23 protein-coding genes and 3 pseudogenes are annotated in these 19,989 nt (G+C 38.6%); 4 read left to right on the top strand and 22 right to left on the bottom strand.

Going from position 1 to position 19,989, the window contains the following annotated elements; genetic code table 11:
• The first annotated feature begins 247 nt into the window (after positions 1-247).
• Positions 248-1,471: a dicarboxylate/amino acid:cation symporter gene (locus EHLA_RS12515; protein ID WP_096241681.1), complete on the top strand. Its 1,224-nt coding sequence runs from the start codon at positions 248-250 to the stop codon at positions 1,469-1,471.
• Between the two features lie 436 nt (positions 1,472-1,907).
• On the opposite strand, the gene EHLA_RS12520 is transcribed toward EHLA_RS12515, so the two are convergent.
• From EHLA_RS12520 to EHLA_RS12540, 5 genes are all read right to left on the bottom strand, one after another.
• Entirely contained in the window at positions 1,908-2,549 is a 642-nt protein-coding gene (locus EHLA_RS12520) for a phosphatase PAP2 family protein (protein ID WP_096241026.1), read from the bottom strand.
• A complete protein-coding gene (locus tag EHLA_RS12525; RefSeq protein ID WP_096241027.1) occupies positions 2,518-3,351 on the bottom strand; it encodes a phosphatidylserine decarboxylase in 834 nt (277 codons plus the stop codon). Before EHLA_RS12525 ends, EHLA_RS12520 begins: the two co-directional genes overlap by 32 nt.
• A 106-nt stretch (positions 3,352-3,457) precedes the next feature.
• Positions 3,458-4,162, bottom strand: coding sequence for a CDP-alcohol phosphatidyltransferase family protein (locus EHLA_RS12530; protein ID WP_022169485.1), 705 nt, complete (start codon positions 4,160-4,162; stop codon positions 3,458-3,460).
• Entirely contained in the window at positions 4,146-5,222 is a 1,077-nt protein-coding gene (locus tag EHLA_RS12535) for a lysylphosphatidylglycerol synthase transmembrane domain-containing protein (RefSeq protein ID WP_096241028.1), read from the bottom strand. Before EHLA_RS12535 ends, EHLA_RS12530 begins: the two co-directional genes overlap by 17 nt.
• 180 nt (positions 5,223-5,402) lie before the next feature.
• The gene (locus EHLA_RS12540) at positions 5,403-6,134 is read right to left on the bottom strand and encodes a TraX family protein (RefSeq protein ID WP_096241029.1); all 732 of its coding nucleotides are present in this window, start codon (positions 6,132-6,134) and stop codon (positions 5,403-5,405) included.
• 375 nt (positions 6,135-6,509) lie between these two features.
• Here EHLA_RS12540 and EHLA_RS12545 point away from each other — a divergent pair, with 375 nt between their 5' ends.
• The gene (locus EHLA_RS12545; RefSeq protein ID WP_242970729.1) at positions 6,510-6,947 is read left to right on the top strand and encodes a response regulator transcription factor; all 438 of its coding nucleotides are present in this window, start codon (positions 6,510-6,512) and stop codon (positions 6,945-6,947) included.
• 107 nt (positions 6,948-7,054) lie between these two features.
• On the opposite strand, the gene tnpB is transcribed toward EHLA_RS12545, so the two are convergent.
• From tnpB to EHLA_RS12620, 16 genes and pseudogenes are all read right to left on the bottom strand, one after another.
• Positions 7,055-8,158 (bottom strand): IS200/IS605 family element RNA-guided endonuclease TnpB, encoded by a 1,104-nt coding sequence (tnpB, locus tag EHLA_RS12550; protein WP_096241030.1) that lies wholly within the window; start codon positions 8,156-8,158, stop codon positions 7,055-7,057.
• Positions 8,159-8,172: 14 nt separating this feature from the next.
• Positions 8,173-8,577, bottom strand: a pseudogene (gene tnpA, locus EHLA_RS17050) (IS200/IS605 family transposase).
• Positions 8,578-8,609: 32 nt separating this feature from the next.
• Positions 8,610-8,879 carry a hypothetical protein gene (locus EHLA_RS12560; protein ID WP_096241031.1) on the bottom strand — a complete coding sequence of 90 codons (270 nt, stop codon included), beginning with the start codon at positions 8,877-8,879 and terminating at the stop codon, positions 8,610-8,612.
• 50 nt (positions 8,880-8,929) lie between these two features.
• Positions 8,930-9,247 carry a type II toxin-antitoxin system RelE/ParE family toxin gene (locus EHLA_RS12565; protein ID WP_096241032.1) on the bottom strand — a complete coding sequence of 106 codons (318 nt, stop codon included), beginning with the start codon at positions 9,245-9,247 and terminating at the stop codon, positions 8,930-8,932.
• Entirely contained in the window at positions 9,231-9,518 is a 288-nt protein-coding gene (locus tag EHLA_RS12570) for a type II toxin-antitoxin system Phd/YefM family antitoxin (protein WP_096241033.1), read from the bottom strand. The genes EHLA_RS12565 and EHLA_RS12570 overlap by 17 nt, the downstream gene beginning before the upstream one ends.
• A 122-nt stretch (positions 9,519-9,640) precedes the next feature.
• Complete coding sequence (locus tag EHLA_RS16685) at positions 9,641-9,814, bottom strand: hypothetical protein (protein WP_242970785.1); 174 nt, start codon at positions 9,812-9,814, stop codon at positions 9,641-9,643.
• Positions 9,797-9,961: pseudogene (locus EHLA_RS16795) on the bottom strand (recombinase family protein); the annotation flags it as partial. The pseudogene EHLA_RS16795 and the gene EHLA_RS16685, both read right to left, overlap by 18 nt.
• A 67-nt stretch (positions 9,962-10,028) precedes the next feature.
• A complete protein-coding gene (locus EHLA_RS12580; RefSeq protein ID WP_096241035.1) occupies positions 10,029-11,786 on the bottom strand; it encodes a recombinase family protein in 1,758 nt (585 codons plus the stop codon).
• Positions 11,787-11,851: 65 nt separating this feature from the next.
• Positions 11,852-12,001 (bottom strand): SHOCT domain-containing protein, encoded by a 150-nt coding sequence (locus EHLA_RS12585; RefSeq protein ID WP_070090346.1) that lies wholly within the window; start codon positions 11,999-12,001, stop codon positions 11,852-11,854.
• A gap of 405 nt (positions 12,002-12,406) precedes the next feature.
• Entirely contained in the window at positions 12,407-12,646 is a 240-nt protein-coding gene (locus EHLA_RS12590; protein WP_096241036.1) for a helix-turn-helix domain-containing protein, read from the bottom strand.
• A 5-nt stretch (positions 12,647-12,651) separates the two neighbouring features.
• Positions 12,652-13,062 (bottom strand): sigma-70 family RNA polymerase sigma factor, encoded by a 411-nt coding sequence (locus EHLA_RS12595; protein ID WP_096241037.1) that lies wholly within the window; start codon positions 13,060-13,062, stop codon positions 12,652-12,654.
• A gap of 248 nt (positions 13,063-13,310) precedes the next feature.
• Complete coding sequence (locus EHLA_RS12600; RefSeq protein ID WP_096241038.1) at positions 13,311-13,901, bottom strand: accessory gene regulator B family protein; 591 nt, start codon at positions 13,899-13,901, stop codon at positions 13,311-13,313.
• A 2-nt stretch (positions 13,902-13,903) separates the two neighbouring features.
• Positions 13,904-14,053, bottom strand: a complete 150-nt coding sequence (locus EHLA_RS12605) for a cyclic lactone autoinducer peptide (protein WP_096241039.1) — start codon at positions 14,051-14,053, stop codon at positions 13,904-13,906.
• A 110-nt stretch (positions 14,054-14,163) separates the two neighbouring features.
• Positions 14,164-15,459, bottom strand: a complete 1,296-nt coding sequence (locus EHLA_RS12610) for an ATP-binding protein (protein WP_096241040.1) — start codon at positions 15,457-15,459, stop codon at positions 14,164-14,166.
• Positions 15,446-16,174: a LytR/AlgR family response regulator transcription factor gene (locus EHLA_RS12615; RefSeq protein WP_096241041.1), complete on the bottom strand. Its 729-nt coding sequence runs from the start codon at positions 16,172-16,174 to the stop codon at positions 15,446-15,448. The genes EHLA_RS12610 and EHLA_RS12615 overlap by 14 nt, the downstream gene beginning before the upstream one ends.
• Positions 16,152-16,532 (bottom strand): helix-turn-helix domain-containing protein, encoded by a 381-nt coding sequence (locus EHLA_RS12620; RefSeq protein ID WP_096241042.1) that lies wholly within the window; start codon positions 16,530-16,532, stop codon positions 16,152-16,154. Before EHLA_RS12620 ends, EHLA_RS12615 begins: the two co-directional genes overlap by 23 nt.
• A gap of 705 nt (positions 16,533-17,237) precedes the next feature.
• Here EHLA_RS12620 and EHLA_RS16800 point away from each other — a divergent pair.
• On the top strand, positions 17,238-17,360 hold the full coding sequence (locus tag EHLA_RS16800; RefSeq protein WP_260702787.1) for a hypothetical protein: 123 nt from the start codon (positions 17,238-17,240) through the stop codon (positions 17,358-17,360).
• A gap of 359 nt (positions 17,361-17,719) precedes the next feature.
• Here EHLA_RS16800 and EHLA_RS12635 read toward each other — a convergent pair whose 3' ends face one another.
• A complete protein-coding gene (locus EHLA_RS12635; RefSeq protein WP_096241045.1) occupies positions 17,720-18,469 on the bottom strand; it encodes a transposase in 750 nt (249 codons plus the stop codon).
• Positions 18,470-18,765: 296 nt separating this feature from the next.
• Here EHLA_RS12635 and EHLA_RS12640 point away from each other — a divergent pair.
• Positions 18,766-19,971 (top strand): annotated as a pseudogene (locus tag EHLA_RS12640) (IS256 family transposase).
• The last annotated feature ends 18 nt before the right edge of the window (positions 19,972-19,989 follow it).

Consider the following 19,989-nt stretch of genomic DNA (forward strand, 5'->3'; position numbering starts at 1 on the left):
AACTTCCCATGCTATACAGTAAAAAAATCTTTTACGGTTAAGATTTTACGCAATACACGAATTTCGTATTGCAACCTCATATCTTGTCAATGTACAAAAGAGTGTCTTTAATGAGCAGCACATCTAACGGTTTTCTCTTTAAGAACTGCTACGGCTATTGTAGCATATTGGGTAACAGTTAACAAGGCTCCTCCCACCACCTAAAGGTAGTGGGTTTCCGCCTATGGCAAACGAAAGGATTTTATTTATGAAAAAGAATAATTTTTTTACCAGCTTGCCTTTCAAACTCTTAATGGGTGTTTTTCTCGGTATCTGTATTGGGCTTGTGCTTAATTATGCCGATGGCAATGCTGCGACAAGGGCCATTTTAAATGTGGTTGTAACTGCAAAGTATATTTTAGGACAGTTGATTAATTTCTGTGTTCCTTTAATTATCATCGGATTTATCGCACCTTCTATCACAAAGCTTGGCGGCCATGCTTCACGTATGCTTGGGGTTGCTATTGTTATTGCTTACGTTTCCTCATTAGGTGCTGCACTATTTTCTACAGTTTCCGGATATGCACTGATTCCACATCTTTCTATCAGTTCGGCAGCAGATAAACTGAAAACGCTTCCCGATGTTGTATTTGAACTTTCCATTCCACAGATTATGCCGGTTATGAGTGCACTTGTTTTATCTATTTTACTTGGACTGGCTGCAGCATGGACGAAAGCAGATTTGATTGCAGCTTTTTTAGATGAATTTCAGAAAGTTGTTCTTGCTATCGTTTCGAAAATCATCATTCCGATTCTTCCATTTTTTATCGGTCTGACATTCTGCTCACTTGCATATGAAGGAACTATTACAAAACAGCTTCCTGTTTTCCTTAAAGTTATTGTTATTGTTTTAGTTGGTCATTTCATCTGGATGACTTTGCTTTATGTACTTGCCGGAGTTTATTCAGGTGAGAATCCATTAGATATTATAAAAAATTATGGGCCTGCTTATCTGACTGCAGTAGGAACTATGTCTTCTGCTGCTACTCTTGCTGTTGCCCTGCAGTGTGCTGAGAAATGTAAACCACTCAGAAAAGATATGGTACAGTTCGGTATCCCGCTGTTTGCAAATATTCATCTGTGCGGTTCCGTTCTTACAGAAGTATTCTTCTGCATGACAGTTTCTAAAATTCTTTATGACACAGTACCAACACCTGGAACAATGATTCTTTTCTGCGTACTTCTTGGAGTATTTGCTATTGGAGCACCTGGCGTACCTGGCGGAACAGTTATGGCATCCTTAGGACTTATTACAGGAGTTCTTGGATTCGGAGATTCCGGAACTGCATTAATGCTTACTATCTTTGCATTACAGGATAGTTTTGGAACAGCCTGCAATGTAACGGGCGACGGAGCTTTAACGCTTATTCTTACTGGATATACAAAACGACATAATATAGAAGAGCAAACAATTGAACGCATAGATTTGTAAATCCTGATTTGTAGATTTGGTAATAGACGAAAAAAGAAACAAATAATACATCCCATCTGCTCTGTAGTCGCTGTATTTAATATGCTCATCCGCATCTTAAATACGCTCCCAAGCCGCATCTGGGATGTATTATTTGTTTCTTTTTTCTGACTATTCTCAATCTACAGTTGGCGAGAATGGGGATTTCCCAGAAGGTTATGGATTCTCTGGAAATTAAAGCCTAAAGGATTGACGCATTTCTTCTGGAGAAACCCCTTATTTTTTCCACACAAAATCCTGATTTCATCTGGTGCCAATAAACAGAAATCCAAAAACGTTATATAGAATAAAATGTGATGTCGGAGCAAGTAAAAATGCCGGTCAGGCATTTTCTACGCCGCGACTATCTTCACATTTTATTCTATATAACGTTTCTGGGTTTCGTTTCTTTAATCCATCAAATCAGAATTTTTGCCAAAATCATTCCTATTTCGAAAGCTGCAATTCCCCCAAATACATCTGCAATTACATGCTGTTTTATAAATAATGTTGATGCAAATATCCCCAGTGACATAAGAATCGTTGCCACTCGATAATAGTTAGTTCTCTTTTCTGTTTTGAAATTCATTTTGTAGGCGGCACGTATGCAGCACCAACTCTCTAAACAGTGAATAGACGGAAATAGGTTGACGGGAGCATCTACAGAGTAGATAAAGCGAACAAGCTGACTGAATATATCTGTTCCTGTAATTTCCGGCCGGGTTAATGTGGTTGGAAACAATATAAAGAAGAATAGACAGATGACTTTGGAAAGAATATCTCCAAGTACAAACTGATAGCACAGTTTTTTGCTGTCTCTGCCAATTAATATGTAATTCAATGCCCACTGGACATATGCCAGTACATAAAATATGACAAATGGTGTCAGCAGTGGAATCTTTTCATCTAACGAGCTTGCCAGTGAGTAAAAAGATAAGTGGTTTCGAAGTTGTGCCGCACCTATGTAGATACAGTTATTTATGAGTAAAGCTGCGATAATCGGCAGGATTGCATACTTTGGCAGTAAATTATTGAATCGTTCTTTTATGTTCGAGTGCATGACCAATGACCTCCCCCATCTTGACGGGCACTTCTTTTGCCAGTGCAGAACTTTGTAAAATGTCCTCGCGTACCTGAACTTGTTCTGGCTCAATCAGTACGATAATTGTAGAACCTCCATATTGGAAATATCCTTTTTCTTTTCCTCTTATGGCGTTTCCTTTTTCTTCATGATTGACAATCCGTCCAACAAGCATTGCGCCAACTTCCATCTGTGCTATTGTGCCAAACTTTTCTGTCCGAATTAATGTGTATTCTCTGCTATTCTCAGTAAACACAGGAACTTCCCGGAGGGCAACGGGTCTTACCGTATGTAAACGTCCTGGAATAAAAAAGTTTCTACTCTTTTGCCCGGAATCCACATAACAATATCTATGATAGTGATTTACACACAAACGGTATACAAGGCAGTATCCCCCATGGTAACGCTGTGCCAGCTTTTTGCTGTGCAACAGAGAGGAAATTGTATAATGGCTCTGCTTTACGGGAAAAACGGTATTCTCTTTTATTTTCCAGACAGATAATAGACCGTCACATGGTGCGATCAAATGATTTTCCTCCATATCTATTGGACGCTTGCCCTGTTTTATTTTCCTTGAAAAAAAATCATTAAAACTTTTTATATCTGTTGTTTCATAATCTGATAATTGGATTGCATTTTGCTTTACAAATGGTTTAATAAGAAATGAAGACAATTCAGAATCTAAAAAATGCCCACAGATACGAGAAAGCCGTGGGCCGGTTAACGGTTTTAAAAGAAATCTTCCTGGAACTGTATTATATAAAAATTCTAGGATAGTCATATGTAAATCTCCTGTCTGTAATCTCTTAATTCTTAAAATTTATGTACAAAAACCCCCATAGTATTCTCATAAAATACTACAAAGTTTAAATGTTTATATGAAAGCTTTATTTTTTCAAAAATTTCAACGCAAAAATCAAAACAACGCACTCTACCGCACCAAAGAAAATCATAGTAGCGATTCCCTTATTCTGCGGCTTTTTAATCTGTATTTTTGAAATAAACAGGCCGCCTGTAATTAACATAACTCCAAAATACAAAAATGTCAGGTCTGCACGAATAAGCATGTGTATAAGCAGTACTGCCGGGAAAATTAATGCTGCAGACGTTACTGGTAATCCTGTATAAATTTTGGCTCCTGTCTCATCTCTGTTCTGGTCTTCTTCTTCCATCACGTTAAAATAGGCCAGGCGAATCATTGCAGCAAGTACATACAAAACAGCAATCAGGCTTAAAACAATCTGTGTCTGTAAAGTATAGTGCGTGAGCAGATAGCGGGTCACTCCAGATAAATCAGGAATACACATCGTATAGCGAAGCATTGCGATTCCTATACATGCCGGCAGCATACCAAAAGCTATCAAATCTGACAGTGAATCTATCTGAATTCCAAATTTTTTCATCTGTGTTGTGCGGTCTTTTTTGCTTCTGGCTACTTTTCCATCAAATGTATCACACAGTCCGGAAAAAAGCAGAAAAAACATACCAAGGTATGGATGCCCCATCCCATTTAGACAAAGCATAATTCCTATTGTTCCCGACATTAGTGACAAATAAGTAAGTATCACTGTGTAATCATAAAATCCTATCATTTTCATTCTCCAATTTCTTTTTTCTCTTAATCGTTACATATCCTATCAAAACTGCAGTCAGACTTACAAAGATACAGACATAAAAAGACAGGCCTCTGCTAAACATTTCAAGCTGAAATGCGGCTTCCCTGCTCATAAGCTGCTGATATCCCTTCAACATCAGATAATCTGTCACTCCCATTCCTCCCGGAATCGGGACACAGTTTGAACCCATAACAACATAAATCTGTGTTGCTAATAACTGTGGAAGCTTTCGTAAATCTCCATGCAATGCTGCAAAGGAAAAAAGTGTTACGATAATCTGCGACAATCTCTGTAACAGATTCAGGATATACACCTTCCATAACATTCTTTTTCCATCAAAAATCACATTCACGAGACTACTATACTTCTCGATAGAAACTTCCAGTTTCTTCTCTAACTTATCTGCAAGCCTCCCACAATGAATCATCCGTAAAATCCGGACAAAAAAGGCACCGACAGATTCAATCAATGCCTGCCTTCTCAGCAGAAGATAAAAGATAATCCCAAGCCCTGCTAAAGCTAAACCACCTGCCACGATCAACACTCGACACCCGATACTGAAATTCAGAAAAACTTCCGGAAAAATCAAAATATCTACCAGCCCAATCGTCAGAATTGCAAGGGTATACATAATAAGATTCAGTAGTAATGCAGCCATAACCGCTGTTCCTGCTATCCCATCCTTCAGCATAAAATATGCACTTGCCGGCTGTCCTCCCGAAGCAGATGGCGTAATTGCAGAAAAATAGACATCTGCCGCCGAATAAACAAAGCCATGGCTTCTCTTTGCCGGATATCCCATATGCCGGACAAGAACTCTTAACGCTTCCCCTTCAAAATAAATAAAACCAAGCATACTTACCGATGCCAGCAGAATACCTTCCCAGGATGCCTCTTTTAAGCTCGCCGTCAATTCGTTCAAAGAGATGCCACTCCCCCGAAACACCGTATAAATCGTTATTATGGCAAAAACAGAAACCACAACAACACCAATTATTTTCTTTAAGTTCTGTTGAATTATACTTTTTTCTTTCATAAATATGCGTTTCTTATGTATCTTTCCCAATAACTATCCCTGTAACTCCAAATCAAATGCATGTAAAACCTGCCTGTTATTCTTGTGAAATGTTCCTCTTTTTGTTTGTGTAAATCTTAACACTAGCTATAACTATAACATACCCCTGTTTTCTTTCATACTAAATAATTCTAAAGATTTTTAAATATTTAAATAAAAACGCAGAATCCCCAATATTAAAATATGAACCGGATAAAAAAGGTAATTTATCCACTTATTTTGCTTTCCTCTTTCACCATTATATGTTACTGTCATAGCAAATCCCAAGCAAGAATATAACTCTTTAATAATCGAAAGATATCCCAATCCCGCTCCAAGTATTGGTTTATCATAAAAAATATAAAAAATGTATGCAACAATAATCGCATGATAATCATAATCCAGACTGAGCGCCATCGCTACTGCACACGAAATCCCTACAATAACGATTGAGATACTATACCACAAAACTTTATTGCTGATTTTTTCTTTTACAGCATCAATAATCCAAATTGTAATAAGACATAAAGCTAAAGTAAACATGATGTTATTCCAATATGGATCAAAGAATACTTTTGATGTAAACATGTCAAACGGAACTTCAGATACCACACCAAATAGCAAGAGCGTTATAAGATACTTCTTCCTGTTACTGGTCTTAAAAAATCCTTCTACAATAAAAAACACAAAAATGGGAAATGCAATCCTGCCCAGAATTGAAAAAAGATTAGATAAATGCAATAAAAATCCCTTTCCATTCAGAAAAGGAGTTATCAAAGCATTATTTACATGATCTATCAACATGGATATAAATGCTATATATTTTAACTGTGCCCCATTAAAAATCTGAAGTTTTTTTAATTTATCATTTTCAAATCGTTTCCTTACTTCCATGGTTCCATGATTCCTCCTTCGTTCATTTCTTTTACCACAAGTCCTTTGTTGCGGATATAATACTCCAAAAGCCACAACACATAATCCATTCGTCTTTTCTCCAAAAAAGCAAAAAGTACACGTTGCGTAATCATTATAGCATAGCCGCAGTGAATACGTAACGTGTAAATTGATAAATGTAGATTTCTTTACATTAGCATGATACAATTAAGAAAGTGAAAAAACAGGACAGCAGAAATAGTTCGTCTTGCCGACTGGGATACAGTGAAAACAAACAAATTTGCAATCAGAGCAATAGCCTATCTTCTGAACTGTGAGAACGAAAAATTGCCCAAGGAATAATGGTGACATTTGAATAACGAGGGAGTGAGATACATGGAACAATTATTGATTATTGAAGATGATATAGGGTTGAATCAGGGTTTAAGTAAAGCACTGAAAGCAGCTAACCGTCAGATTATATCCTGCCAAAATCTAAAAACGGCGAAGGAACAGCTGCTTTGCAGCGGTGTATCCCTGATCCTGCTGGATATCAATCTGCCGGATGGCAGCGGGCTTGAGCTGCTCCGGGAGGTCAAGGAAAACACGCCCTATATTCCTGTTATTCTGCTGACTGCCAATGACACCGATCTGGACATCGTAGACGGACTGGAGCGGGGCGCTGATGATTATATTACCAAACCCTTTTCTCTTTCGGTTTTGCGGGCAAGGGTGAATACCCAACTGCGAAAGCAAGCGTCAAATCATAAAAATGCGCCGATCTGTATTGATCTTTTTCACTTTGAGGCTATGACCTTTTATGTGGGAGAGTGAACTACCCATTGTCTAAAGCCAATGGGCTTCCTGCTTCGCAGACCTCGTAACCTACTATCTCCACAGGCGTTAATTTGGGCAGTCCCTGCCCTATTTGTATTTCTTTCTTATGCTAGTTGTCTTAATCCTTCTGCTAGTATATTTTTTGCTGCGTTGATATCTCTGTCATGCTTTACTCCACAATTCGGACATATCCATTCTCTTACTGACAAATCCTTTGTTTCTGTATTTTGGTATCCACAAGCAGAACATAACTGACTACTAGCATAAAAAGCATCTGTTTTGACATATTCTCTGTCATTCCATTTTGACTTATATTCCAACTGCCTTGTAAGTTCATACCATGATACATCACTTATGGATTTCGCAAGATGATGATTTTTTACCATATTTTTTATCTGTAATTTTTCTGAAACTATCACTTGGTTTTCGCTGACAATTTCGTGTGAAATCTTATGCAGATAATCTTTTCTAGTATTTGTTATTTTCTCGTGGCATAATGCTATCTGTTTCTTTGCCTTATGATAATTTTTGCTTCTTTTTTCTTTATGTGCCAGCTGTCTTTGCAGCTTTGCTAGTTTTTTCTCATATTTCCTAAGTATCTTTGGATTTTCGTACTTTCTGCCATCTGATGTAATGCATAATTCTTTTATACCTAAATCCAAACCAATCTTTTCGGTTGTATTCGGCATTTTCTCATGCTCTATTTCCGCAAGAACAGAAGCATAGTATTTTCCACTTGGAACTTGTGATACCGTTGCCGATTTTATCTGTCCTGCAAAACCTCTATGTAATTTTGCCTTTACTTTTCCCAGCTTTGGTAACTTTATTTTCCCATTCTCAAAATCTACTAATATATTACCATTCGTGAAATTAGTGGTATATGACTTGTGATTATCGTGTTTACTCTTAAATTTAGGATAACCTGCATGTTCTTTAAAAAACTTCTGATATGCACTATCCATATTATAAATGGCGTTGGTTAAGGCAAATTTATCTACTTCTTTCAGCCATTCATACATTTTCTTTAATTCTCTGTTACAGTAATTATTGCAGTCTGTTTTACTAACAAATTTCCTTTCTTGTTCATACTTATCTTTTCTATAAGCAAGTGTCTGATTATATACGAAACGGCAACAGCCAAATGTTTTTGCAATCTGCATTTCCTGTTCCTTGTTTGGATATATTCTGTATTTATACGCTTTTAACATTTGATGTCACCTCCTTAACCTTGATTTCCTATATATTTTCTTAGCATTTCTTCCGAAACATTCCCTACACTGCAAGCGAAATATCCGTCTGTCCAAAAGGTATGTTCTTTTCAGAAATGTTTTCGCAAATAATTCGGATACCTTTCCCAAATATGATATGTTGTATAACTTTTCATTAAGTTTACGATTTTACTAACAGACATAGTTGATTCTGTTTCTATCATGTAATGAATATGGTCTTTATCCGTTTCCATATATTTGATAATTACATTATGCCTTTGACATATCTCATAAGAATACTATTTTATATCATCTGATATTTGTTTTGATGTCAGCAATTTCTTTCTGTACTTGCACACAAAAATAATATGATATTGGAGCAAATATTTGTGCCTGTTTTTTGATTTCCATGTTCCCATGACATAAGTATAACACAAACCTCTACTTTGGGCTACCTTAACCCACCGTCTAAAGCCAGTGGGATTGCGGTAGCCTTAGTTTCAATGAGTCTTCTTACCATTTGTTCATCGTATTCAGTCACTCGGCTTGACTGTGTCTGCAGGAACTGTCGCATCTCTTCGATTCGCTTTTTTAACATTTCCTGCTCGGCATTCTTGGTTACAACTGCTGCCTTCTTTTCCCTTAAAGCATCAATCTTATTTGCAATAACATCGTACTCGGCATTCTTATTTACGCAAAGCACCAGCTTTTCCTGTAGCAAAAAAATCGCCACCCAACTGTAAGTGACGATTTCTGAAAGTTATTTTATTGTTATCGAATGAGCCAACTGTAATCCTGCCTACAATCCACCACATAATCAGCGTAGACTATATCGTCTACTATCTGGAATATGATCATATAGCGTTTCTCAAACAGGATAAAACGATAGGCATTTCTTGGGATATATTCCCCTGTGAGCCACGGACATCTCTGCGGCATCAGTTCTAATGAATTTGCAGCCTTTTCAAATTCGGCTGTTAGCCGTTCCGCCACTTCTGGACTGACCTGTGCCAGAAAAGCAGCGTGGGAAACAAGCATCCGCGTTGCCCGTTCCGATACAATCACATGGTATTTATTCTGCTGTTCCATGACCTGCCGCCTCCTTGATTGCACTACGCATCATCGCAGCGACTTCATCAACAGAGTAGCCTTTGCTTCCACGCACCCTATCTTCCTCTACGGCAAGCAGTTCCTCACGCAGCTTCAGCATTTTTTCCCTACGGTTATAAGTTTCAATATCCATAACGACTAAATCTCCTTCACCGTTCTTGGTAAGGAAAATCGGCTCTGCGGTCTTTCTGCACATATCTGCAATGTCATTGTAATTCTGGCGGATTGCTGCGGATGGACGAATATTCATAACAAAACCTCCTTCTCGTATATTAGATAGTAGTATTCTACCCATATTATACTCATTTCATACAACCAAGTCAATATGCACAGAAAAATTTTGCATTACAATTCCATCATCTCACGCACTACTCAGTCTGCCATTTTGACCGCACCTTTTGCAAGGGCAAAACGGATAAACAGCTTCAATGCCTGTTCGGGGCGTTTGACCTCTGCAAAATTGCCACAGGTACGCATTACGCCTACCAGGATAGAACCCCAAGCTGCCGTTACTGGCTCTCTTAAAGTATTTATTGCGTCAAGCACCTCGACAGTATCTCTTCCAAGTTTACTGATGCTTTTTACCACAACTATATCCGTAAGTCCCGCTTTACACTCTTCTATCATTTGATGAAAGGCAGGACGAGAAGAATCTTTTTTAGCAGAGGCAATATCTATATGAATATCGACCAGTTTCCAGTAACCAAAATTATCGAACTACCCTTATTTCAAGCCTTTTTCACATTTTTACTTGTGTGCTTTAGTCAACAGAACCACGCTCTCGATGTGTGTTGAGACTAACATCGGAACACACACCCTTTACCTCGTCACTTATATCGGAACACATTTTTTTCACTTTGTCTCCAATACCTGATGACTTCCCGAATCTTTCTTTTGCGTTTCCAATTTCATTCTTAAATCCTGTTTTATATATGAAAGTAATTTTATAAGAATCTTTGTTTCCATCTTCGTCTAGTCCGCCGACTATTACTTTTTCAACTATACTCTCAAATATTCCTCTGTCAAATTCTTCTAGCACCTCATTATGCGATAGTGCTTTTTTGAAATCTGAAAGCCTCCTTTGCAATGAACTCTTTTCATCCGACTGTTGCTGCAGATATTCCAGCTTTGCTCTTGTATTTGTCAGTTCAGTTTTTAGTTCTACATCCGTTTCCTCATAAATATCCTGTTCAATAATGCCTTTCAGATAATTATCAAGTAGTTTTTTTCTCTTTAAAGAAACCTTGTCAATGCTTTTCTTCAGCTTATGTAACTGATCTTCAATCGAATTTTCTCCAAGTGCTTTCTCGGTTCGCTTCAAAAATTCTTCCAGAACATCTTTATTATCATTACACAACATCCTATAAGACTCAATAAATGCTTCTTCTATGACCTGCTCTGGAATGCCTTTGCTATCCGGACAAAATCTCTTTCCTTCTTTTGTTGATTTAACGCACTGCCATATCGTCTTTTTATACTTAGAGCTACTGTGCCATCGCCTACGAGAAAGATTAGAGCCACAGAATCCGCATTCTACCATACAGCTAAACGCAAACTGCCGACTAAATTTTTCACGTTTTCCAGGAGTGACTCCACATTTCCGATTTCCGTTTCTACGTCTTCTCATCTCCTGCGCCCGTTCAAATTGTTCCTCTGTAATGATTGGTTCGTGATGATCATGTATATAATACCGATCTTCCTCTCCAAGATTTTCTAAGCGTCTTTTTGAAATCGGATCAACCGTAAAGGTTTTTCCAAGTAAAATATCTCCCTTATATTTTTCATTATTAATGATTCCCATAACACTGGATGAAGTCCAGGGATTTCCTCTAATTGTCAGATGACCCTGCTCATTCAATTCCCTGGCTATCATTGTGCTGCCTGCTCCTGCCACATATCTATCAAAAATGTACCGTACAACCACAGCGCCTTCCTCATTGATTGAGATAGATTTTGTTTCCACATCATAATCATATCCCAAACAACCCTGAAATCCTACCAGTTCCCCCCGCTTCATTTTCATCTTCAAGCCCTTTTTCACATAAGCAGAAGTATTTTCAACTTCCTGCTGTGCTACAGAACTTAAAATAGTCATTAGAAATTCGCCGTCCTTTAATGTGTTAATCTTCTCAACCTCAAAATAAACAGCAATATTTCTCTCTTTCAACATACGAACATATTTCAATGTGTCCAGAGTATTTCTGGCAAATCGTGGAAGGCTTTTGGCAATAATCATATCTATCTTGCCATCCATGCAATCCTGAATCAACCGCTGAAACTCTTCTCTCTTATCAACCTTTGTCCCAGTGATTGCCTTATCAGCATATATACCTGAAAATATCCATTCTTTATTATTCTTAATTAACTCTGTATAATGCGTAACCATTGAGTTATAACTCTTTATCTGATCTTCATCGTCCGTACTTACTCGACAATAAGCCGCCACTCTCAACCGCTCAATCTTCCGTCTGGCAGAACCGTCAAATGAATCATGTGCTTTAATCAATTCAACTTCCATTTCGCCCTCCTTTTTGTGTTCCTACCATAGCGTTGATTATATTATAATACAATACAGATATACCGTCAAGCAGTAATGTTGGATACGATACCATAATCTTTCATTAATCTTTTTTGTATTACCTGATATTCAGTTTCATTAATCAACTTCTTAGAAAGCAACTGCTTTAACATAGATAGCTGCATACTATATCTCAATATTTTTTTATTATCCATATATATCAGATACCCCTTTCTAAATAATACTCTCCTGCAGGCGGCTGCCGGGCACAGCCTCATTGGTATCACACCATCCTCTCGGACCGAAGCAGCTTATCTCCGGAAGTTTCATTATCAGAAAGCAGTATCTTCGCACAAAGTCCCCGTTACTTTGCCTGTGATCGGATATTTATCGCTCGTGCCTTTACTTCAATACCCAAACTGGCATTCCTTCGCTTTCAATGTCCGGCAACTTTGCGCCACGATGTCGCAAAGTACCAGACACAGGCAGTCATGGCGTATCCATCACACAGCTCCACTGTTTTCTGCGTCCTGCAGGAAAAATATGAAATTGTCAAGGTACGCCAACTCTCATTACTTTTCACATGGACAAAAAGGGGCAAATTCCCATGTTCAAAAGTATTAAAGCTGTATTTTAAATCCCAATATCTTCGTGATGAGTTTAGTTTCCATCCGGCGCTTCATATATTCATCAATTCCATATCTTGTTCGCCCGCTCTCATCTATAAACTTTCTCCGACATCTACTGTTAATGTAGGGCTGAAAATAATCAATAATCTGATTTATTGCTACAGCATCGCCTCCAATGGCATCCTCAATCACTTCAAATGCAATTTGCTCTTTCTTTTTTCTGTACTGCATATGTATCACTCCAATAATTTCTTTAATAATCGCAGAGAATCCGCTTTATGGTAATGCACAGTACTCTGTACAAGATTCATACATTCTGCAATTTCTTTTTCCGTCATATCCAGAAAATAAGACATAAGAATTATCTTCCGTTTCTTTTCCGGCAGACGGTACAGTGCTTCACTGATTGCTTCATCCTTAACAGGCACTTCCATACCCATAATCTGGAAATATCGAATTTTCATAAATTCGTCATAAGAACAAAACCCGTCTAGGATTTCTTCCCGAAGTTCAGAGAAATTGATTTCCCGCTCCCAGATCTTGTCCATTTCATCCAAATAATTCAGTGCTTCACCATCCAGCACTTTAATGCAATACCTGATAAATTTTCTTTGCACAACAGCTTTTTCCAGTCTTGTCAGATTCAAGGGGATCACCTCCCCTCTGCCTGAAAGCTATTTTCGAAAACATCTTATTGCCCCCTTTGTAACGAGGACAGTCAAAATTTTAAAAAAAATCGAAAAAACAAGAAGAAATTTTTTAATGTTTCCGTATATAAAAATGCGCCCATATGAGCCATTGCCCATCGGACGCACTCTATAGCTGTTTCAGTTACCACCCACATTTTAATACAACTATGTATCACAGACATAAAAAAACGGGAATAATATCGCTATCACTCCCGGCTATACACATTTTTTTCAATTTTAAATTTTAATACACCAATACATTGAGAAATCAAAACCAATAAAACTGTCATAGCAACCAAAGATACCATTTCTAAAAACCTGCCAAGCGTACAGAAAATAGCAAAAACAAGTATCCCGCTTATGGTTTTCTCCGTAACTTTTTTACAATGTTCTTTCTCATTCTGATCAAGTTCCCGGTTGATATTTTCTACTGGTGCTAACATCCAAACCATGCTCAGACCTACTACAATACAAATCCATGAGCAAATTACAGGAAAAGTAAACTTACTGTTTATTACTAATATCAACGTCTGAACAGAAACCGAACACAAGAAACATGCTCCAAATCTATTCAGATGCAAACCACCGGCATAAGTTCTCAACAGCATAAAAACAATAGTAAAGACTACAAATTCCGGAATCATATGCAACCATATCGCTATACAGAAGCATGTCAGAAAACAACTTACCATTTCAAGTCCTATCTGAAATCCATACTGATATATCGCATATGATTCCTCGGAAGCTGCACCGGTTTTAATAACATAATCTGTTATTTTCTCCGATAAATATTTCATATTTATTTTTCCTTTAATGCTTTAAGTTCTTTCGGCATTTTAGGCTGATGGAAAATATATGCGCAGGCGCTGTCTGCCGATACTTTTCCAATCTTCAAAGATGCACTTGCCAATGCTTTGGCGGACTGCAGTTTTAAATCTTTTGTTTTCATATTTTGAAACTCCTTTCATTTGTTTTTAACACTTTATCACAAAAAAACGCATCCATTTCCTTAATGTCAAAATATCGAGTGTTCATGTAACTTTTCCCTTACCCACACTTTCAACTTCCATACAACACCACTCTGGCAAGGAACCGCCCCGGCTCTGTGGTGTCAACAGACAATACCCCCTGATATTTATCCGCCGCCCTACGGACAGATGGCAGGCCGATCCCATGATTGCTTGTATCCGTTTTTGTTGTTCTCAGTTCCTCCCCCTTCCCTTTCGCCAGCTTTCCCCGGTAGCTGTTCTCTATCGTTATCAGCAGGTTGTTTTTGTCATATTTCATCTTTAGCCGTATGTACTTCCGGCCTTCTGCCCTCCCGGCGCCTTCCACTGCATTTTCCAACAGGTTTCCCATGATCAGGCTTATATCCGCTCCCCGGAACGGCATCTCCATCGGGATGCTGAGATCCGTCAGAAATTCTATCCCCGCATCTTCTGCTTTTTTCTTCCAGTATCCTACCAGGGAATCTGTCACGATATTCCCGGTATTGATCTCTTCGGACGGTCTCAGCCTGCCATCCTCTATTATATCGGTTACAAACTGGATAAGCTTCTCCCTCTCCCCTCTCTCTGCATATGCAAGGATCGACAGGAGATGGTTTCTCATACCATGCCGCACATCCCTCATCTGCAGCACGGACAGTTCCCTCTCTTCCTGGTGCCTCGCACAAAGGTCTAGCTGCTGTTCATACACCAGATTCATCCGCCGTATCCGTAAATCATCTGCCAGCCGTATATAAATATAAAAAATCAGCACATTGATAAACAGCAGTATCAGACCGGAAACAAGAGAATACCCCTCGGCATATTCCCAGTCAGTCCTGTAAGCCAGTACAAACACTGCGTTCATGATATATATGCTCCCAGTCGGGATAAATATGATCAGGATGCTGTACCCCGTCGGCAGACCCGTAACCTTTTCATTTGTAAATACTTTCCTTAAAGCCAGGATGATCAGGAAGAACAGGAACCTTGAAGCAAACGCACCAAAAATCTGCCTTTCCACGATGCTTTCCCCATAAATCATCAGCACGCTGCCAATCAGCATTTCCGCCAGCATCCAGATGGCTGCAAATGTAACCGCAAAAAAGCTTTTCATCCATGCCTTTCCTTCAAATACATTTGCCACAACGAACAGGGCAAGCCCTACTGTTGTCCCTATGTTCCATGCTTTCGGAAGTTCATTGATAACCTCCGGGATTCCTACCTGCCAGAGTACAAGCACGATAACCCCAAGCAATACACGGATATTCTTTTTTCTCCTTTCAAAAAACATCCCAAAATAAAGGAAAAAGAGATATACTGTAAACATCGTCAGCAGCATATCTGCCATCCACTTACATGCCGACATAAAACGTATCCTCCATCGCACAGTATTGCTTACTGATCAGTTTCCGGCGGTCTTCACTGATTGAGAGCCTTTCCTCATTATCCATTACGGCAAAATCGTATGCCAGTCCTTTTATGTGTTTATAGTTTATCAGGAAAGACTGGTGTATCCGGAGGAAAATGCCCTTGCTGGCTCTCAGGCTTTCCTCAATCTCATTCAGTTTTCCATAAAATTCAAAGGTCTCTTTTTCTGTAACTATGTACACTTTTCTTCTCTTGCTTTCAAAATAAAGGATATCCCTCACCGGTATTTTGCAGTTCAGCCTCTGGTAGCTGTACCGGAAATAACTGTCGGCGCTGCTGATTTCTTCATATGCCGCCTCCAGACAACCCGCTATCTGTTTTTCTTCTACGGGTTTTACCAAAAAACGGAATGGTCTTACGGAAAATGACTCCTGCATATAGCTTTCATGGCTCGTGACGTAGATGATCAGGACATTTTTATCTGTCTCCCGGATTTTCCGTGCCACTGTGATCCCATCAGCCTGCCCCATCTCGATATCCAGGAAGATAACATCAAAGTTGTTCATACTCTCTACTGCCTCTGACAGATGCTCTCCTTCCCAGAACACTTCTGTTTCTATCGGAATAAAGTTTCTCTTTGCTATGCGGCACAACATATCCTCTATCTTTCCGGTTGTCGCAATATCGTCATCACAGATCGCTACTTTTATCATTTCCCACACCCCGCTTTCTTTTCTCTGCAGTTTTTCCAACAGTCTGCATGATCGACCATACCATTTCCCTGTCATACCCATCCATTCTTCTGTACACTTCTATCAGGTCATAATACTCATCCAATGTTTCATTCATCTTGATCTGACCGGACAGATCCCGCTTCATGTCAGACAGCCCAAGCAGGTAATCTGTTGTTACATTAAAATATTCTGCTATCCTTTTTAAGACATCTACTTTTATGATGGTAATATCCTTTTCATATTTGCTGAGCATTTGCTGTGTTACTCCTATCTCTACTGCTAGAAGCTCCTGTATCAAGCCCCTTTTTTCCCGAAGCATTTTAATCCGGCTTTCCATAATCGTTTACTCCTTAAATATACGTGATACTACCATGCTACCCTTTTCACATTTTCTTGATACAAATAATAGGAGTATTTAATTACGCAATATCAAAAAAAAGAAAGTGGGCAGCTCTATTCGCTGTCCACTTCCTGCATTATACCTTATATTTTTTAATTATCTTCTTATAATTAACTCAACTTTCCCAGCTGATATCTCTAAATAAAGCCTGAATAAATGCGGCTTGAGATGCAATCCATTCACTTACTTTACATTTTATGATGGATGTAATATCAGCAGATAATGTTAAAATGTGCTCCACAAACAGAGCCATAAGGCTCTGCAGTGAACTGGTTAAGTCCATGTCCTGGATATCATCGCAGAACATGAAGAATAATTCGCCATACGTTTTCTGGTCATTTTGGTTCCTGCGGATCCATTCCAGAATGATGTATCTTGTAAATACAATGGTCGTATGGCTTACCATTGCACCATAATTATGGCTCTGAAATTCAGTGCCTAACTTCAGAAAGGATTTTGATGATCTGAAAAAACATTCGATAGACCATATGCCGATATTTTAGAAATGCCGATTTTTGACTTTCTGAAATATTGGATTTATAAGACTTTGTAAATATATCGGCATTTCTTACTATAGAGACGTAATCAGTCATTATTATAGTATTTCCTTTGATGAGTATGAGACAATCTATGAGATAAGCGATGTTGATGATAAAAACACGGTATAAACTTAGCGATAGTGACAGTTCCATCTTTAAGGATGATGTGATGTTCAAGTATGCCAATGACGAAGATACTATCAAGCGGCTTTGTGGATTAAAATAAATGCCGATAGTTTATTAACCATGCCTGATATTGGGTCAGGCATGGAATCTTATAGAAATTTTATCGGCATTTCTAAAATATCGGCATATGGCAGGTTATGCAGATATCGGCATAACCTGCCATATGTTTCCATAAATCCGTACGATCTCAGCATCACTTAAAGAAACGTCTGTGCTTAAGAGATACAGACATTCACTCTTCTTATTGCGGTTTCGTACGAAAACGATCTTAACAGGAATTCCTGTTTTGGTGGTGACGACTAAAGAGCCAAAAATATTTTTCGCACCTTCAAAGCGGACCATTCTTTTTAGTTCGTGAAGTGTATATTTTTTGTCCTTATAAGTATAACGCTGTTTCAGCTACTTGACCATTCCGATCACATCGAGCCCGGTATCCATAACAGAGCGGATCATAGGTTCCGTTGTGAACCAGGTATCCATAAGAAGATAATCGGCCTTTATACCGGATTGTAAGGCTCTCTGGATAAGAAGAACTGCGGCGTCTGTTTTACTCATCATGCTTTCTTTACGGAACTTATAACCGTTTGTACGATGATCAATATTTTCAGATATTTCATTGTAACGATTGCTCTTTTTGGCAGAAGAAAGCAGATTAAACCCAACGGGGATAAAACTGTAACCATCAGACCACCCCAGTGTAAGCAGGGTAAATCCTTTCTGAAATCTATGTTCTACATGATCATAGACACGTGCAAGCAATTCTACAGATTTACTCCGATTCCGCTTTACTACGGAATCATCCAGAACCAGTACTTTTATCCGTTCCGGTCTGGTAAGAGCATCAAATCTGGAAGTAACTTTAGCTGCAAGGAGCATAAGGAATCTGCTCCAGTTATAGGAAGTTTCATTAAGAAAACGATAATACGTATTCTTTGAAACGGCCTGGTCTTTATGTTTAGAGTTCAGGAAACGAAAGAGATTTCGTCCCTGAAATACAAGCAGGAGTAAAAATTGAAATACTTCATATGCTGAAACGCCACAGGATTTTGTAATGTTGGAGTTTCGCAATAATTTTCCAATCTGAAGTTCTTTTAAAGCATTGGAAAATTGATTTTGGGTATTTTCATTTTTATCATTCTGGTATATCATAAGTTCAGCACCTTTTCCTTTGAGTATTTGTTTGTGGTGAACTTATTATATCAAAGATCAGGTGCTGTTTTTATGTCAAGGTACCAATTATTTTAAAATTTTAGTTGAAAAATCAACTGTTTATGCCAGGTTTACTGGTGGGAAAGTTGAGTAATTAATTACAGTTTCTCATTTGAGTGTGTGAAACTTTTTCTGTAAATAGCTAATAACAGCAAGGTCTTCTATGGTAAAATATAAATCATAGGAGGCCTTTTATTATGGCAAGAAGAGAAAAGAAACCTGTACACAAAGTAGTAATGACAGAGGGAAAGCGAAACATCATTCAGCAACTTCTTCAGGAGTATGATATTGAAACCGCTGAAGATATCCAGGATGCTCTTAAGGATCTGCTTGGCGGCACCATCAAAGAGATGATGGAAGCAGAAATGGATGATCATCTTGGCTACCAGAAATCTGAATGATCTGATAGCGATGATTACCGCAATGGATATAAATCAAAGCGTGTAAACAGCAGCTATGGCAGCATGGATATCGATGTTCCACAGGACCGTAAATCAACATTTGAGCCACAGGTTGTAAAGAAGCGTCAGAAGGATATTTCTGATATCGATCAGAAGATTATTTCCATGTATGCAAAAGGGATGACGACCCGGCAAATATCCGAAACCATCGAAGATATCTACGGTTTTGAAACATCAGAAGGCTTTATTTCAGACGTTACAGATAAAATCCTGCCTCAGATTGAAGACTGGCAAAATCGACCGCTGGATGAAGTATATCCAATCCTCTATATAGATGCCATCCATTATTCCGTACGAGATAATGGAGTAATCAGAAAATTGGCTGCCTACGTCATTCTTGGCATCAACACAGAAGGGAAAAAAGAGGTTCTTTCAATCACTGTCGGTGATAATGAAAGTTCAAAATACTGGCTGTCCGTCCTGAATGAGCTGAAGAATCGTGGTGTAAAGGATATCCTGATTATCTGCGCTGACGGTCTTAGTGGTATTAAAGAGGCAATTGCCGCTGCATTCCCCAAAACAGAGTATCAGAGATGTATTGTACATCAGGTAAGAAACACGTTAAAATATGTTCCGGATAAGGACAGAAAAGCGTTCGCTTCCGACCTAAAAACGATTTACCATGCTTCAGATGAAGAGAAAGCTAGACTGGCTCTGAATCGTGTTACTGAAAAATGGACCGCAAAATACCCGAATTCTATGAAACGCTGGTATGATAACTGGGATGCGATAACGCCGATTTTCAAGTTCTCACCGGATGTCAGAAAGGTTATTTACACGACCAATGCAATTGAAAGTCTGAATTCTACCTACCGTAAGCTCAACCGTCAGAGAAGCGTATTTCCAAGTGATACAGCACTCCTGAAAGCTCTGTATCTGGCAACTTTTGAAGCCACAAAAAAATGGACTATGAGCATTCGAAACTGGGGACGGGTCTACGGTGAACTCAGCATTATGTACGAGGGAAGACTCCCAGAATAACAGAATCTGTATGCATGA

Source organism: Anaerobutyricum hallii (assembly GCF_900209925.1).
GTDB classification, from domain to species: domain Bacteria; phylum Bacillota; class Clostridia; order Lachnospirales; family Lachnospiraceae; genus Anaerobutyricum; species Anaerobutyricum soehngenii.